The sequence below is a fragment of the Bradyrhizobium retamae genome, from assembly GCF_001440415.1.
In the GTDB taxonomy this organism is placed as follows: domain Bacteria; phylum Pseudomonadota; class Alphaproteobacteria; order Rhizobiales; family Xanthobacteraceae; genus Bradyrhizobium; species Bradyrhizobium retamae.
In genome coordinates, this window is sequence record NZ_LLYA01000157.1 from 80,251 (window position 1) to 95,475 (window position 15,225).

Below are 15,225 nucleotides of genomic sequence, written 5' to 3' on the forward strand. Positions count from 1 at the left end.
CGGTCGCAGTCTCCTCTATACTCCCATCTCAAGCAGCAAAGACGGCACGGTTGCGAATAATTTCAGCGAATGCATCCGATAACCAGTGCTAATGTGTGTGCGCCGCGCCGGGACCATCTTCGCCCAACATTCTGCAGGATATGACGGAAAACGCATGCAGGCCCTCTTCATCGGACAAACCTATATCGACGTTACCTTCATCACCGACCACATGCCGACCGGCGACGAAAAACATGTGGCCTCCGCCTACGCGGTGTCGTTTGGCGGCAACGCCGTGACGGCGGCGTTCTGCTGCGCCAAGCTCGGGATCGTGCCGGACCTGATCTCGACCATGGCCAACGACTGGCTCGGCCGCATGTTTCAGGACATGGCCGCGAAATATGGAATCTCGATCCATCCACGCAAGGTCAACTCGTCGTCGCTGTCGTTCATCATGCCGAAAGACGGCAAACGCGCCATCGTACGTTGCCGCGACGACGAGCACATTCATCCCTTCCCGATGCTGAACTTGAAGGGCTGCCGCGCGCTGCATGTCGACGGCCATCAGCCGGACGCTGCGATCCACTATGCCAAACTCTGCCGCGAGGACGGCATTCTGACATCGCTCGACGGCGGCGGCCTGCGCACCAATACCCATGAGCTGCTGGAATTCATCGATGTCGCCATCGTGGCCGAACGGCTGTGCGAACAGATGGACAAGACGCCGGAGGCCATGCTGGATTATCTGAAGAGCCGCGGATGCCGGATCGGCGGCGTCACCATGGGCGAGAAGGGCCTGCTCTGGTATGACGAGACCGGCGCCGTCCGCCGCCTTCCCGCACTTCCGGTTACACCCGAACGCGTTATCGATACCAACGGCGCAGGCGACGTCTTCCACGGCGCCTATGTCTATTCCTATCTCGCCAATCCCGCTAAAAGCTGGCAGGAGCATTTCGAGCTTGCGCGCGCCGCCTCGACCTTCAAGGTCCAGCGTCTCGGCAACGAGGCCGGGCTGCCGACGCTCGCCGACATCGAGGCGATCACGCGGGAGTTTCAGGTCAGCGCCTGACGAAGCGAACGGGGGGTAGTACGCATGGGGCGCGTGTTCGTCGCCGGCAGCATCAACATGGATGTAGTGACGACGGCCGACCGGCATCCGAAGATCGGCGAGACCGTCGCAGGCCAAGCGGTGCATTATTTTCCTGGCGGCAAGGGCGCCAACCAGGCCGTGGCCGCCGCAAAACTCGGCGCACCGTCAACGCTGATCGGCCGGCTGGGCGCGGATGCGTTCGGCCAGCAACTGCGGCAGTTTCTCACCGCCCAAGGCGTCGACCTCGCTTTGGTCAAGGACACTGCGGATGTCCATACCGGAACGGCCGTGATCACCATCGCCGACACCGACAACACCATCGTCGTCGTACCCGGCGCCAACGCGCTGGTCAGTGCCGGGGATGTCACAGCCCCCGTGCTTGCCAAGGGCGACGTTGCCGTGAGTCAGTTCGAAATTCCGCAAGCCACGATCGTCGCCTTCTTCAAACGGGCACGCGCGGCCGGCGCGACCACCATCCTCAATCCGGCGCCGGCGACCGTCTGCGGCCACGAGCTGCTCGATCTCGTCGATATCCTTGTTCTCAACGAAACCGAGCTGGGGCTTCTCGCACAGACCGAGCTTCACGACACCGACGATCCCGTCCGTTTCACCGAAGCGGCGCGGCGCCTGCCAACGGGCCTCGACAAAACCATCTGCGTCACACTCGGCAAGCGCGGCGTGCTCGCGCTTGTCGGCGGCGAACCCTCGCTGATTGCGGGACGGACCGTCAAGGCCGTGGACACCACCGGCGCCGGCGATTGCTTCGTCGGTGCCCTCGCTGCGCAGCTTGCCAACGGCAAGGCAATCCGCGACGCGCTTGAATATGCCAATGCCGCCGCATCGATCTGCGTGCAGCGAATGGGCGCCGCGCCGTCGATGCCGACGGCGGCGGAGGTGGCGGCGGTTTTGCGTTCGTAGCCTGACTTCGGTAGGGTGGGCAAAGGCGCATTTGCGCCGTGCCCACCATTGCGCACTCCGCAAGAGCGGTGGGCACGCTTCGCTTTGTTTGCCCGCCCTATGAAGCTACATAGCCGCTCTCGCTTACTGGCTTCAAGTCAGCGCACCCTTCAGGTCGAAGCTCGCGTCGGCGGCCTGCTCGGGCGAGATCGAGCCATAGGCGGCAAGCAGGCGCCGTCCGAACATGTGATCGCCCGCGCGATTGACGGACTCGATGCCGACGAGTTGCCCGCCCCTGTAGCAAAAAGCCGAGAATGCCGCCTGGGCTTGATCGCCGCGCACCACCACGCGGTCGTAGCCGGTGGTTAGTCCCGCAATCTGGAGCTTGTCGGGCCCCTGATCGCTCCAGAACCAGGGCAGGCCGTCATACGGCTTGGCATCGCCGGTCAGCCGGGCCGCAACGCAGCGCGCGTGGTCGGTGGCGTTCTGCACCGACTCCAGCCGCAGTGAGCCGCCGAAACGCGGGCTCGCAAACAGCGCGCAGTCGCCGATCGCCGAGATATTGGGATCGGCGGTCAGCAGGTGCTCATCGACGATGATGCCCGACGCGACCGGCAGGCCGGCGTCCGCCGCCAGTTCCACATTCGGCAACACGCCAACGCCGACCACGATCAGGTCGGCTTTCATGTGCCGGCCGTCGCTGAGGCTGACGCCGGTGACCTTGTGGCCGTCGCTCTCGATGCTGGTGACCTGCACGCCCAGATGAATACGAATGCCTGCTGCGCTATGCCGCGCCTGGAAGAACTCCGATATCTCCGCCGTCACCGCGCGCGCCATCACGCGCGGGCCGAGTTCGACGACGTCGACTTCGAGGCCCTTGGCCCGCGCCGTCGCCGCGAACTCCAGCCCGATAAATCCGGCGCCGATCACGACGACGCGCTGGCCTTCGGTGATGTAGTCGCGCAGCGACTGGCTTTCGTCGAGCGTGCGCAAGTAACGCACGCTGTGGAGATTGGCGTTGGGAATGTCGAGCAGGCGGTTGCGCGCGCCGGTCGCCAGCACCAGATGGCCGTAATCGAGCGAAGCGCCGGAGGCGAGCACCACCTTGCGGGCGGCGCGATCGATGGACACCGCGCGATCGGAGATCAGGTCGATCTTCTGGTCGAAATAGAATTTTTCCGGCCGGAACATCAGGCTGTCGGGCCCACCGGTTCCTTTCAGGTAGGCTTTTGATAGCGGCGGCCGCTGGTAGGGCAGATGGCCTTCATCGTTCAACAACACGATGCGTTCCGAAAAGCCGTGCTGGCGCAGCGAGGCCGCAAGCTGATAGCCGGCGTGGCCGGCGCCGATGATGACAACCGCTCCTGCCGTCATAGGGACATCCTACGTTCGAGCGCACGGGAATGACCCATGTCGTTTCCTCTCCAGTGATTTTGGCTTGCCTGCCTCGTCCCCTGGGAGCGGCGCTCGTGTCCGTCCCGAACGATGACGGGCGCTATCTGACCTCATGGAACGACGAGACGCAAGGGCTCGGCGGCCCTGAGGGCGGCGTTTGCCGCATTTTGCGGGCCTGGCCGGGGATTGTCACCTTTTGCCTTCTCTATTTAAATGTCCGGCCCATACGCCGCGCCCCCGAGGCCTCGCCATGTCGACTTCCGATGATACAGCCGCCCCTGCCCTGCTCAGGATCGAGGGCCCGATCGCCACGATCACGCTCAATCGACCCGCGGCCTTCAACTCGATCAATCTGTCGATCGCGCAAAAGCTCGAGCAACTCGGCGCGGAGGTCGAGGGCAATGACGACGTAAGGGTGCTGGTGATCGAGGGCGAAGGCCGCGCCTTCTCGGCCGGCGGCGACCTGCAGACCATCGGCGCCGCCGCCGCCAACGACACGATCGCGCCCGTGGTCGGGGAGTTGCTGAAGCACTACCACGCCTTCATCGAAGCAGTGCGGCGGATGCCCAAGATCGTGCTGTCGAGCGTCCACGGCTCCGCCGCCGGCGCTGGCATGGGCTTGGCATTCATCACCGACCTCTGCATCGCAGCCGATGACGCCCGTTTCACGCCAGCCTATGCCAAGATCGGCGTCTCGCCGGATGGCGGCAGCACGGTCGGCATGGTCGGCACCGTCGGCACCCGCCGCGCCCTGCAGATCTTTCTGGCCGAAGACAGTTTTACCGCGCAGCAGGCCTATGAGTGGGGCCTGGTCGCCCGCGTCGTTCCGGCGGCAGAGTTGAAGGCTGAAACGCGCAAATTCGCCGAGCGGCTGGCACAGAACCCGCCAGCGGCGATCAGCGGCACCAAGTCGCTGGTCTATCAGGCCGCGGTTACGCCGACGAAGCAGCAGCTCGATGCCGAGGAGGCGAAGATCATCAACGCCATGCAAACGGAAGAATTTCGCGTTGCGGTGAAGAAGTTCACCAGCAAGTCCAAATGAGATCTTCGGCGACGCTTTGCTAGTCCTTCGTCGTCCCTGCGACGCATGCGTTCGCAGGGACGACGCTAGTTCGGGCAGATGTGCGTGGACAGCTATTCCCCGCCCTGCCCGCGCATGAAGTTGAAATCGCAGCCCTCGTCGGCCTGCAGGATCGTCTCGTTGAACAGATGCGCGTAGCCGCGCTTGGCCCAATCGGGCGTCACGGCCGGTGCCAGCGCCGCGCGCCGCTTTTCCAGCTCCGCCTCGTCGACGAGCAGGTCGATGCTACGCTTGGAGACGTCGAGCCGGATCATGTCGCCATTCTTCACCAGCGCCAGCGGCCCGCCCACGGCCGACTCCGGCGTGATGTGCAGCACGATGGTGCCGAACGCCGTTCCGCTCATCCGCGCGTCCGATATCCGCACCATGTCCTTGGTGCCGCCACGCGCAAGCTTCTTCGGGATCGGCAGATAGCCCGCTTCCGGCATGCCTGGCGCGCCTTTGGGGCCGGCGTTGCGCAGAACCAGCACGTCGTCAGCGTTGACGTCGAGATCCGGATCGTCGACCCGCAGCGTCATGTCTTCGACCGATTCGAATACCACGGCGCGCCCGGTGTGCTGCAGCAGTTTTGGGCTCGCCGCCGATTGCTTGATGACGGCACCACGCGGCGCGAGGTTGCCATGCAGCACCGCCATTGCGCCTTCGGCCTTGATTGGATTGTCGCGCGGACGGATGGCGTCCTGTCCTGGCACATCTTCCGCGCCAGCGACAACGTCGCGCAGTGTCTGGCCAGTGATGGTCTTGGCGTCGAGATCGATGAGATCGCCAAGTTGCGCCATCAACTTCGGCACGCCGCCGGCGTGATGGAAATGCTCCATGTAATGCTCGCCCGACGGTTTTAGATCGACGAGCACCGGCACCTCACGGCCGAGCCTGTCGAATGTCTCGAGGTCGATCTTGTGCGGCGAGCGATGGGCGATCGCGGTGAGATGGATCAGGCCATTGGTCGAGCCGCCAATCGCCTGCATCACGACCTGCGCGTTGCGGAACGATGCCGGCGTCAGAATCTCGCTCGGCCTCGGTCCCTTGGCTTTCGCCATTTCGGCAGCGACCCTGCCGCTGGCCTCCGCCGAACGAAAACGTTCGGCATGCGGCGCCGGGATCGTCGCGCTCATCGGCAGCGATAACCCGAGTGCCTCGGTGATGCACGCCATGGTGCTGGCGGTGCCCATCACCATGCAGGTGCCGACCGACGGCGCAAGCCGGCCGTTGACGGCTTCGATCTCGTTCTCATCAATTTCGCCCGCGCGATATTTTGCCCAGAGCCGGCGGCAATCGGTACAGGCGCCGAGCACCTCGCCCCGGTGATGCCCGACCACCATCGGGCCCACCGGAATGACGACGGTCGGCAGATCGGCTGAGACTGCGGCCATGATCTGCGCCGGCAACGTCTTGTCGCATCCCCCGATCACGACCACGGCGTCCATCGGCTGCGCGCGGATCATCTCCTCGGTATCCATCGCCATCAGATTGCGCAGGTACATCGAGGTCGGATAGGCAAAGCTCTCGGCAATCGAAATCGTCGGGAACACCATCGGCATCGCACCCGACAACATCACGCCGCGCTTCACCGCTTCGATGATTTGCGGAACGTTGCCGTGACAGGGATTGTAGTCGCTGTAGGTATTGGTGATGCCGACGATCGGCCTGTTCAGCGCATCATCCGAGTAGCCCATGGCCTTGATGAAGGCCTTGCGCAGGAATAGCGAGAAGCCAGCATCGCCATAACTCGTCAGTCCCTTGCGAAGTCCGTCGGCCATTTTTTTCTTCCTGTCGTCGTGGATGGGCACTTAAGGAGCCCGGCAGATTATTGTCAATGTTCAATCATTTGGCGCCATGAGCGGGCACACCGCCCAACATGCTGCGGTATTATTGACAATAATGTGCTTGCGTGCTGACTTTCCGTCCAACCTGGAAACGCGCTCATGAACCAACCGTTGCGCATTGCCATCGTCGGCGCCGGCATGGTGAGCCGCCATCGTCTCATCGCCTGGGCGAGCATATCAGATCAGGCCCCCGTCGTGGCGATCGCTGATCACTTCAGCGATTACTACCGGCTGTCGGGCCGGGAGGCCTTGCGATGAAGCCGCAGGCATCACTGACCGAAATTTCCGCGCCGACGCGCGAGGAGGAACAGGCGGAAGTCATCCGCCGGCTGGAAGAGGACGTCATCTTCGGCCGCTTCGCGCCGGGCTCGCGGCTGGTCGAGGACACGCTGATGCAGCGCTACGGCGCCAGCCGGCATTTCGTCCGTCAGGCGCTATTCCAACTCGAACGCCAAGGCATCGTGCTGCGCGAAAAAAACATCGGTGCCACCGTGCGGTTCTATTCTGCCGAGGAGGTGCGCCAGATCTACGAGGTCCGGGAAATGCTGACGCGGCAGGCGGCGCTGATGATTGCGCTGCCCGCCCCGGCCAGCCTGATCGAGCAGTTGAACGAGCTGCAGCGGCAATACTGCGCCAGGGCCGACGCGCAGGATTTGCGCGGCATTCACGAGACCAACGACGCGTTCCACGTCGCGCTGTTCTCCGCCTGCGGCAACCCGTATCTGGTGCGCTCGCTGCAGGATTACATGAACCTGACGCTGCCGATGCGCGCCAAGAATCTAGCCGACCGGGAAGGGTTGGCGCTGTCGCGCCGCCAACACGAATTGATGATCGAGCTGTTGAAGGGCCGCGATAGCTGGGCGCTGGCGCAGCTCTGCGTCGATCATATGCAGTTCAGCAAGTCGGATTATCTCGGGCGCATCGCCGATGAGAGCAAGCGCTAGCGCTTGCTCCAGTCCACGATGCGGCTCTCGTCGCCGTCGAACTCCATGCTGCAGAACGTGCCGCCCTGGTAGTAATCGCCGACCGGATCCGGCTTCAGCTTGGCCTGCTCGGCCATCGCGTGCTCGCGGAAATCCTCAGCCCGGCCGGTCGGCCGATAGCCGAGTTCGTAGGCGCGATGGTTGTCCCACCAGGCGCGCTCGTTGTAGGAGGCGCCGTAGAAGATTTCGAAGTGAACGTCGGGATGATCGAGCCCGATGCGGCAGAGCTGCACCAGGTCCTCCGGCTTCAGCCAGATTGACAGCCTACGGTGATCCAGCGGCTTCTCGCCGAAATTGCCGATCCGGATACAGGTGACGCCAAGCCCGTGCTTGTCGGCATAGAGCGCGCCAACCGCCTCGCCGAACACCTTGCTGACGCCGTAGCGGCTGTCGGGCCGTGCGGTGACGTCGGTGCCGATGCGGTGATGGCGCGGATAGAAGCCGACCGCATGGTTCGACGAGGCGAACACCACGCGCTTGACGCCTTTTTTCCGCGCCGCTTCGAACAGATTGTAGCCGCCGATGATGTTGGACTGCAGGATCGAATCCCACGGACCTTCCACCGAGTAGCCGCCGAAATGCAGGATGCCGTCGATGCCTTCGCAGATCGCCTCGACCTGCGCCATGTCGGCGAGATCGGCCGCCTTGAACTTCTCGTCCTTGCCGAGATCGGCCGGCGGCTTCAAGTCGCTCAGCAACAGGTCCGGATAGATCGGCGGCAACAGCTTGCGCAAGGATGTGCCGATCCCGCCGGCCGCGCCGGTCATCAATATGCGTGGCATTTGTTTCCTCTTAATCTCGCGATCGATTTGCGGTCATTAGCAGGTAATGATAGCTAACCCAAACGCTCTGGGAACGCACCAACGAGAACAGCAAATGTCCGATGCAGCATCGCATTCAGCCGGCTGGCGCCCGGCCACCTCTTATCCCGATCCGGCCATCCGCGCGCTCGATCCGCGCTTTGAGAAGTATTGGCTCAAGCTGTCGGCGGTGGAGCGGCTGACCACAGGGTTGCGCTGGGCCGAAGGGCCGGTGTGGTTCGGCGACGGGCGGTATCTGTTGTGCAGCGACATTCCGAACCAGCGCATCATCAAGTGGGAGGAGGAGACCGGCACGGTCAGCATCTTCCGCAAGCCGTCGAATTTCGCCAACGGCAACACCCGCGACCGGCAGGGACGCCTGGTCACCTGCGAGCACGGCGGGCGACGGGTGACGCGCACCGAATATGACGGTTCGATCACGGTGCTGATCGATTCCTTCGACGGCAAGCGGCTGAACTCTCCGAATGATGTCGTCGTGAAGTCCGACGGCTCGATCTGGTTCACCGATCCGGTGTTCGGCCTGCTCGGCAATTACGAGGGCTACAAGGCCGAACCCGAGATCGACGCCAATGTCTATCGGCTGGATACTGCGACCGGCAAAGCCACCATCGTCGCCGAGGGCGTGCTGGGACCGAACGGGCTCGCTTTCTCGCCGGATGAAAAAATCCTCTATATCATCGAGTCCCGCGGCGTACCCAACCGCAAGATCCTCGCCTATGACGTCTCGCCTTCCGGCGACGAGCTGTCCAACAAGCGCGTGTTTGTCGATGCGGGACCAGGCACGCCGGACGGTTTTCGAATAGACATCGACGGCAATCTGTGGTGCGGCTGGGGCATGGGCGATCCCGAACTCGACGGCGTCGTGGTGTTCGCGCCCGACGGCGTCATGATCGGCCGCATTGCGCTGCCCGAGCGCTGCGCCAACCTCTGCTTCGGCGGCTTGAAACGCAACCGACTGTTCATGGCCGCAAGCCAGTCGATCTACGCGCTCTATGTGAACACGCAGGGCGCGCCGGGCGGATAGGTTTACCCCTTCTTTTCGTGCGCGGCGCCGGTTTGCTTGGCAAGCGCGTCTTCAAACGCCTTCTCCAGCGTCGCCGCATAGGTATTGAACTCGCCGGGATTGACGAACGGATTGGGCCCGCCATCAGCCAGCTTGGCGCGCTTCTCCGCCATCTTGTACATTTCCGGATGCGGCGCGAGCAGCACATCCGGCTTGATGTCCTTTGCCCGCGCGAACGTCTTCCGGTAATCGGTAACGATTCCGGAATAGGTCGGGTTGCCGGCGAGGCGGTTCAGCGCCACCGTGCCGCTGCAGAAGATGAGGACCGAACGCGTGGCATCGCCTTCCTTTACCGAGAATGCCCAGCTCGTGCAGCCCGGCGAATGGCCGGGCGTTTCGCGGGCGGTCAACGTGATGTCACCCACGGTGACCCTGTCGCCTTCGCGAACCGTGCGATCGACCTTCACGGGCGGGAACGCCAGTGCGGTATCTTCTTGCGCGCCCGGATAGTAGCCGCCTTCGAGCAGCGGCTTGTCGGCTTCGCCGGCGACCATCTGGCCGCCGCTGGCCTGCTTCATTTCGGCGAGGCCGCCGGTGTGATCGATGTGCGCGTGGGTATTGAGCAGATATTTGACGTCGGTGATCTTGAATCCGAGTTTCTCGATGTTCGCTTTGATCTGCTCCGTTGATTCCGGCATTACCGTATCGACCAGGATATGGCCCTGCGGCGATGTGATCAGATAGGACGCGAGGCCATCGGTTCCGACATAGTAGACGTTGCCGATCATCTTGAACGGCTCGGTCGGCGTGTTCCACTTTACCTTGAGGGCCGCGATCAGGTCCTTCGGCGTCTGCGCCTCCGCGGCGGCAGTCAGCGGCATCAGCGCGACGAGCGCAACGGCAATTTTCTTCACGGGCATCCTCCACACTTTTCTTCGTCGCTGTATCGGCGCGCATTGACGTTGGCTTCAGGCTGACGATGATTCTGGTCAAAAAAATGCCGGCCGCGGTTCCGCAGCCGGCATCTTCACGATCGGCGCGAGCGCCGCATTAATTACGCCGCGTTGTAGCCGGCGACCGCCTTCACCTCGAGATATTCTTCGAGGCCGTACTTGCCCCACTCGCGGCCGTTGCCGGACTGCTTATAGCCGCCGAACGGCGCGGTGCGGTCGTTCGGCACGCCCTGCAGGTTGACGTTGCCGGCGCGGATCTGGCGGGCCACGCGGCGCGCGCTTTCTACCGTGTCGCCGGAGACGTAACCGGCGAGACCATACGGCGTGTCGTTGGCGATGCGCACCGCATCGGCTTCATCCTTGGCGCCGATGATCGTCAGCACGGGTCCGAAGATTTCCTCGCGCGCAATCGTCATCTCGTTGGTGACGTCGGCGAAGATGGTCGGGCGGACATAGAAGCCCTTGTTGACGCCCTCGGGGAGACCGGGACCGCCGGCCACCAGCGTTGCGCCTTCGTCGATGCCCTTCTGGATCAGTGCCTGGATCTTGTCCCACTGGCCGCGATTGACGACGGGGCCGATGGTGGTGCCTTCGGCGCGCGGGTCCCCTGCCTTGGTCTTGTCGGCGACACCCTTGGCGATGGCGGCGACTTCCTTCATCTTCGACAGTGGCACGATCATCCGCGATGGCGCGTTGCACGACTGCCCGGAGTTGTTGAACATGTGCATCACGCCGCCGGTGACGGCCTTGGTGAGGTCGGCGCCTTCGAGGATGACGTTCGGCGACTTGCCACCCAATTCCTGGCTGACGCGCTTCACGGTGGGCGCAGCGCGCTTGGCAACGTCGACGCCGGCTCGGGTCGAGCCCGTGAACGAGATCATGTCGATGTCCGGATGCTCGGCCATCGCGGCGCCGACTTCGGGGCCAAGGCCGTTGAGCAGGTTGAACACGCCCTTCGGCACGCCCGCTTCATGGAGGATTTCGGCGAAGATCAGGGCCGAGGTCGGCGTGAACTCCGACGGTTTCAGGATCATGGTGCAGCCGGCGGCGAGCGCGGGCGCGACCTTGCAGGCGATCTGATTCAAGGGCCAGTTCCACGGCGTGATCATGCCGACGACGCCGACCGGCTCGCGCACGACCACGGCCGAACCGAGCGTCTCCTCGAAATGATAGTTCTTCAGCACCTCGAGCGTGGAGGCGATGTGGCCGAGGCCGGCGCCGGCCTGCAGGCGTTCGGCCATCGGCAGCGGCGCGCCCATCTCGTCGGACACGGCGGCGCCGATCTCCTTCATGCGGCCCTTGTAGATCTCGATGATCTTTTCCAACAGCGCGATGCGCTCTTCGCGGCTGGTCTGCGAATAGGTCACGAAGGCGCGCTTGGCGGCGGCAACGGCCTTGTCGAGGTCGGCCTTGGAGCCGAGCGCAACTTCATACATCGCTTCTTCGGTCGCCGGATTGACGACGGGCGTGGACTTCTTGACGACAGGATCGACCCAGCCGCCATCGATGTAGAATTGCATGCGATTGACCATCGGAAACCTCTTTAATCTCGGAGCAATGGAGGGAGGAACGGAAGCGTTCGGCAGGCATCCTTGCACGAAAGCCAGGGCAGTTGAACCCGCCATATGCGGGGTGCCGCAATGCGGCAGGCGCTGGATATAAGGACAGGGCGGCGAAGGTGGCAAGGTGAGCACTGCTGTTTACCCTCCCCTGGAGGGGAAATCACACCGCCATCTTCCGATGCCGCACCGGCGCACCTACGGTGAGGCTTTCGGCGGCGTCGATGATGGCGTTGGCGTCGATGCCGTAGTGGCGGTAGAGGTCGCCAATCGTGCCGGTCTGGCCGAACTGCTCGACGCCGAGCGCTTCAGTGCGCTGGCCGCGGACGCTGCCGAGCCAGCCGAGCGCGGCCGGGTGGCCGTCGATCACGGAGACGAGGCCGCAATCGCGCGACAGCGGCGCCAGTAGCTTTTCGATATGGCTGAGATGCTGGATGCCACGGCGGTCACGGCGCAAGTTCCGCGCGGCGGACCAACCGGCATGCAGCCGGTCCGCGGAGGTTACCGCCAGTAAACCGACATCGCGGTGGCTTTCGCCGATCAAGCCCACCGCCTCGATCGCCTCGGGCGCGACCGCGCCGGTATAGGCGATCACGATATCGCAATTGGCGCCTGGCTCACGCAGCCAGTAAGCGCCCGCGGTGATATCGCTCTGCAGAGCCGGCGTCATGATGCGCTGCGGCTGGTCGACCGTGCGGGTCGACAGCCGCAGATAGACCGAACCGCCCTCGCCGTCTTCGCGCTGCATGTGGCGAAAGCCCCACCCCATGATCACGGCAAGTTCATCGACGAACGCCGGCTCGAACGAAGCCAGCCCGTCCTGCGCCATGCCGATCAAGGGCGTGGCGATCGACTGATGCGCGCCGCCTTCCGGCGCCAGCGTGATGCCGGATGGCGTCGCCACCACCATGAAGCGCGCGTCCTGGTAACAGGCGTAGTTCAGCGCATCGAGGCCGCGCTCGATAAAGGGATCGTACAACGTGCCGACCGGCAGCAGCCGCTCGCCGTTGATCTGATGCGACAGCCCGAGCGCCGACAGCATGATGAACAGGTTCATCTCGGCGATGCCGAGTTCGAGGTGCTGCCCCTTCGGCGAAAACTCCCAGGTGTAGGCGGACGGGATCTTCTCCTGCCGGAACAGGTCGTGGTTTTCGGCTTTGGCGAACAGTCCGCGGCGGTTGACCCAGGCGCCGAGATTGGTCGAGACGGTGACATCAGGCGATGCGGTTACGATGCGCGCGGCCAATTCGGTATCGCCGCGCGCGAGCTCATTGAGCACCAGCCCAAAACCCTGCTGCGTCGACATCTGCGCCGACGGCTTGAAGGTAAGCCGCTCGGGCACCTCGATCACTGGCGCGGTCAGCCGGCGGCGGCCTTCCTGGTTGAAGGGCGCTGCCGCCAAAAATGCTTCGAGTTCGGCCGGCGTCTGCGACAGGCCTTCGAACTTGTCCCATTCATGGCCGGGTCGGATGTTCTGCGCGGCGCGCCACTTCTCCATCTGCGCCATCGTCATCAGGCCCGCATGGTTGTCCTTGTGGCCCTGCATCGGCAGGCCGACGCCCTTGATGGTGTAGGCGATGAAGCAGACGGGCCGATCGTGATCGATCGATTCAAACGCCTCGATCATGCTGGCCATGTCGTGTCCGCCGAGATTGGACATCAGCGCCAGCAATTCGTCGTCGCTGCGGCGGTCGATCAGTTGCGAGACCTGCCCCTGATCGCCGATGTCGTCCTGCAAGTGCTTGCGGAACGCGGCGCCGCCCTGGAAGCACAGCGCCGCATACATCTGGTTCGGGCAATTATCGATCCAGCGCCGCAACGCCTCGCCGCCGGGCTCGGCGAATGCCGCCTGCATCAGGCGGCCATATTTCACGATCACGACCTCCCAGCCGAAATTGCGAAACATCGTCTCGAACTTCGCCCACAGCCCTTCACGGACGACCGCATCGAGGCTCTGGCGGTTGTAATCGACCACCCACCAGGTGTTGCGCAGCGCATGCTTCCAGCCCTCGAGCAGCGCCTCGAAAATATTGCCCTCGTCCATCTCGGCGTCACCGACGAGCGCAATCATCCGCCCCTCGGGGCGCTCCTTCATCCAGCCGTGGGCAGTGACGTAATCCTGCACCAGCGAGGAGAACAGGGTTTGCGCGACGCCGAGGCCGACCGAGCCGGTAGAGAAATCGACGTCGTCGGCATCCTTGGTGCGCGACGGATAGGATTGCGCGCCCTTGAAGCCGCGGAAATTTTCCAGCTTGTGGCGGGTCTGGTGGCCGAACAGATACTGGATGGCGTGAAACACCGGGCTCGCATGCGGCTTCACCGCGACGCGGTCCTGCGGCCGTAGCACGGAGAAATACAGCGCCGACATGATGTTGGCGAGCGAGGCCGATGACGCCTGATGGCCACCGACCTTCAAGCCATCGACATTGGCCCTGACGTGATTGGCGTGATGGATGGTCCATGACGACAGCCACAAAACCTTGCGCGCCAGCGCGGTCAGCATTTCCAGGCGTGCGGGCTCGATCGGCATGGCCATGCTCCGGAGCGTTCAGTATGCGCCGATTTTAGCGGGCGGTGGGCCACCAAAATTCTCAATTTCCTGCGACATACCGCCCGATATTGGGATAGTTTCCCACAATCCGCCTCCAAACCCCTGAGTTCATCCCAATGCCCTCCCTCGACGCCATCGACCGCAAGATTCTTGCCCTGCTGCAGTCCGACAGCCGCATGACCATGCAGGAGCTCGCCGACAAGGTCGGCCTGTCCGTGTCGCCCTGCCATCGCCGCGTCAAGCTTCTGGAAGAGCGCGGCGTCATCACCCGCTACATCGCGACCGTCGACCAGAAATCGTTGGGCTTGCATGTCAGCGTCTTCATCTCGATCAAGCTGGCGCGGCAGAAGGAGGAAGACCTCAACCGCTTTGCCAAAGCGATCTCGAAATGGGACGAAGTGCTGGAGTGCTATCTGATGACCGGCAATCGTGATTACCTCCTGCGCGTCGTCGCGGCCGACCTCTCCTCCTATGAAGCGTTCCTGAAGACCAAGCTGACGCGGCTCGACGGCATCGCGTCCATCGAGTCGAGCTTTGCGCTGAGCCAGGTGAAGTATTCGATCGCGCTGCCGGTGTGATGCGGCAGAGCATACTTGTTGCGAGCGGATAGTCTCGATGCGCGGGCGGTGGGCTCCCTCCCCTTGCGGAGGAGGGCTGGGAAGAGGGGTTCTCTCCACAAGCACCGCCGAGGGAACAGACCTTCTGTGCGGAGACAATGTGTATGATGCGCCACATACAAAGCTGTCGTCCCCGCGAAGGCGGGGGATCCAGTACGCTGCGGCTTATCGGTTCAATCACTGCTGTCTCCGAATCGTCATTGCGAGCGCAGCGAAGCAATCCATCTTTCCGGGTATGAGGTCACAATGGATTGCTTCGCTGCGCTCGCAATGACGTGGATATAGCTTCGCATTCTCGCGGCGCATTGCGTCCGAGCTTTGCTCTCAACTTCCCGCCCTCTCATTCAGAGGGCACAGGGAAGACCGGGTGCTGGCTGCACCCGCGGTCTCGTGTGCGATTTGCGCAAACAAAACTGCACACGAGCATACAGGTACAGCGGGAGCATCCCGGCCTTCCCTGCGCAATGGCC

General features: G+C 63.4%; 13 protein-coding genes. 7 read left to right on the top strand and 6 right to left on the bottom strand.

Going from position 1 to position 15,225, the window contains the following annotated elements:
- Nucleotides 1–154 precede the first annotated feature (154 nt).
- Together CQ13_RS19655 and rbsK are read left to right on the top strand one after the other, a co-directional pair.
- Nucleotides 155–1,048 (top strand): sugar kinase, encoded by an 894-nt coding sequence (locus CQ13_RS19655; RefSeq protein WP_057844487.1) that lies wholly within the window; start codon nucleotides 155–157, stop codon nucleotides 1,046–1,048.
- A 24-nt stretch (nucleotides 1,049–1,072) separates the two neighbouring features.
- Nucleotides 1,073–1,987: a ribokinase gene (gene rbsK / locus CQ13_RS19660; RefSeq protein WP_057844488.1), complete on the top strand. Its 915-nt coding sequence runs from the start codon at nucleotides 1,073–1,075 to the stop codon at nucleotides 1,985–1,987.
- 132 nt (nucleotides 1,988–2,119) lie between these two features.
- Here the strand turns inward: rbsK and CQ13_RS19665 are convergent, their stop codons facing one another.
- Entirely contained in the window at nucleotides 2,120–3,340 is a 1,221-nt protein-coding gene (locus CQ13_RS19665) for an NAD(P)/FAD-dependent oxidoreductase (protein WP_057844489.1), read from the bottom strand.
- A 271-nt stretch (nucleotides 3,341–3,611) separates the two neighbouring features.
- Between CQ13_RS19665 and CQ13_RS19670 the strand changes: the two genes are divergently transcribed.
- Nucleotides 3,612–4,403 (top strand): enoyl-CoA hydratase/isomerase family protein, encoded by a 792-nt coding sequence (locus tag CQ13_RS19670; protein WP_057844490.1) that lies wholly within the window; start codon nucleotides 3,612–3,614, stop codon nucleotides 4,401–4,403.
- Between the two features lie 92 nt (nucleotides 4,404–4,495).
- On the opposite strand, the gene CQ13_RS19675 is transcribed toward CQ13_RS19670, so the two are convergent.
- Nucleotides 4,496–6,202: an IlvD/Edd family dehydratase gene (locus CQ13_RS19675; RefSeq protein WP_057844507.1), complete on the bottom strand. Its 1,707-nt coding sequence runs from the start codon at nucleotides 6,200–6,202 to the stop codon at nucleotides 4,496–4,498.
- A 165-nt stretch (nucleotides 6,203–6,367) separates the two neighbouring features.
- On the opposite strand from CQ13_RS19675, the gene CQ13_RS43150 reads away from it, so the two are divergent.
- The gene (locus CQ13_RS43150) at nucleotides 6,368–6,526 is read left to right on the top strand and encodes a hypothetical protein (RefSeq protein ID WP_156433762.1); all 159 of its coding nucleotides are present in this window, start codon (nucleotides 6,368–6,370) and stop codon (nucleotides 6,524–6,526) included.
- The gene (locus tag CQ13_RS19680; RefSeq protein WP_057844491.1) at nucleotides 6,523–7,212 is read left to right on the top strand and encodes a GntR family transcriptional regulator; all 690 of its coding nucleotides are present in this window, start codon (nucleotides 6,523–6,525) and stop codon (nucleotides 7,210–7,212) included. The genes CQ13_RS43150 and CQ13_RS19680 overlap by 4 nt, the downstream gene beginning before the upstream one ends.
- Here CQ13_RS19680 and CQ13_RS19685 read toward each other — a convergent pair.
- Nucleotides 7,209–8,033: an NAD-dependent epimerase/dehydratase family protein gene (locus CQ13_RS19685; protein ID WP_057844492.1), complete on the bottom strand. Its 825-nt coding sequence runs from the start codon at nucleotides 8,031–8,033 to the stop codon at nucleotides 7,209–7,211. The two genes, CQ13_RS19680 and CQ13_RS19685, sit on opposite strands and share 4 nt — an antisense overlap.
- A gap of 94 nt (nucleotides 8,034–8,127) precedes the next feature.
- On the opposite strand from CQ13_RS19685, the gene CQ13_RS19690 reads away from it, so the two are divergent.
- Nucleotides 8,128–9,096, top strand: a complete 969-nt coding sequence (locus CQ13_RS19690; protein ID WP_057844493.1) for an SMP-30/gluconolactonase/LRE family protein — start codon at nucleotides 8,128–8,130, stop codon at nucleotides 9,094–9,096.
- Between the two features lie 2 nt (nucleotides 9,097–9,098).
- On the opposite strand, the gene bla is transcribed toward CQ13_RS19690, so the two are convergent.
- The 3 genes from bla to CQ13_RS19705 form a co-directional block, all read right to left on the bottom strand.
- A complete protein-coding gene (gene bla, locus CQ13_RS19695; protein ID WP_057844508.1) occupies nucleotides 9,099–9,989 on the bottom strand; it encodes a subclass B3 metallo-beta-lactamase in 891 nt (296 codons plus the stop codon).
- Nucleotides 9,990–10,129: 140 nt separating this feature from the next.
- Nucleotides 10,130–11,560 carry an aldehyde dehydrogenase family protein gene (locus CQ13_RS19700; protein WP_057844494.1) on the bottom strand — a complete coding sequence of 477 codons (1,431 nt, stop codon included), beginning with the start codon at nucleotides 11,558–11,560 and terminating at the stop codon, nucleotides 10,130–10,132.
- A gap of 190 nt (nucleotides 11,561–11,750) precedes the next feature.
- Nucleotides 11,751–14,117, bottom strand: a complete 2,367-nt coding sequence (locus CQ13_RS19705; RefSeq protein ID WP_057844509.1) for a transketolase — start codon at nucleotides 14,115–14,117, stop codon at nucleotides 11,751–11,753.
- 137 nt (nucleotides 14,118–14,254) lie between these two features.
- Between CQ13_RS19705 and CQ13_RS19710 the strand changes: the two genes are divergently transcribed.
- Complete coding sequence (locus tag CQ13_RS19710) at nucleotides 14,255–14,716, top strand: Lrp/AsnC family transcriptional regulator (RefSeq protein ID WP_057844495.1); 462 nt, start codon at nucleotides 14,255–14,257, stop codon at nucleotides 14,714–14,716.
- Nucleotides 14,717–15,225: the final 509 nt, after the last annotated feature.

Bases quoted from the DNA above. Each gene is read 5' to 3' on its own strand.
- CQ13_RS19690 (WP_057844493.1), top strand. From the start codon at position 8,128: ATGTCCGATGCAGCATCGCATTCAGCCGGCTGGCGCCCGGCCACCTCT.
- CQ13_RS19685 (WP_057844492.1), bottom strand. From the start codon at position 8,033: ATGCCACGCATATTGATGACCGGCGCGGCCGGCGGGATCGGCACATCC.
- CQ13_RS19680 (WP_057844491.1), top strand. From the start codon at position 6,523: ATGAAGCCGCAGGCATCACTGACCGAAATTTCCGCGCCGACGCGCGAG.
- CQ13_RS19670 (WP_057844490.1), top strand. From the start codon at position 3,612: ATGTCGACTTCCGATGATACAGCCGCCCCTGCCCTGCTCAGGATCGAG.
- CQ13_RS19710 (WP_057844495.1), top strand. From the start codon at position 14,255: ATGCCCTCCCTCGACGCCATCGACCGCAAGATTCTTGCCCTGCTGCAG.
- CQ13_RS43150 (WP_156433762.1), top strand. From the start codon at position 6,368: ATGAACCAACCGTTGCGCATTGCCATCGTCGGCGCCGGCATGGTGAGC.
- CQ13_RS19665 (WP_057844489.1), bottom strand. From the start codon at position 3,340: ATGACGGCAGGAGCGGTTGTCATCATCGGCGCCGGCCACGCCGGCTAT.
- CQ13_RS19700 (WP_057844494.1), bottom strand. From the start codon at position 11,560: ATGGTCAATCGCATGCAATTCTACATCGATGGCGGCTGGGTCGATCCT.
- CQ13_RS19705 (WP_057844509.1), bottom strand. From the start codon at position 14,117: ATGCCGATCGAGCCCGCACGCCTGGAAATGCTGACCGCGCTGGCGCGC.
- rbsK (WP_057844488.1), top strand. From the start codon at position 1,073: ATGGGGCGCGTGTTCGTCGCCGGCAGCATCAACATGGATGTAGTGACG.
- CQ13_RS19675 (WP_057844507.1), bottom strand. From the start codon at position 6,202: ATGGCCGACGGACTTCGCAAGGGACTGACGAGTTATGGCGATGCTGGC.
- CQ13_RS19655 (WP_057844487.1), top strand. From the start codon at position 155: ATGCAGGCCCTCTTCATCGGACAAACCTATATCGACGTTACCTTCATC.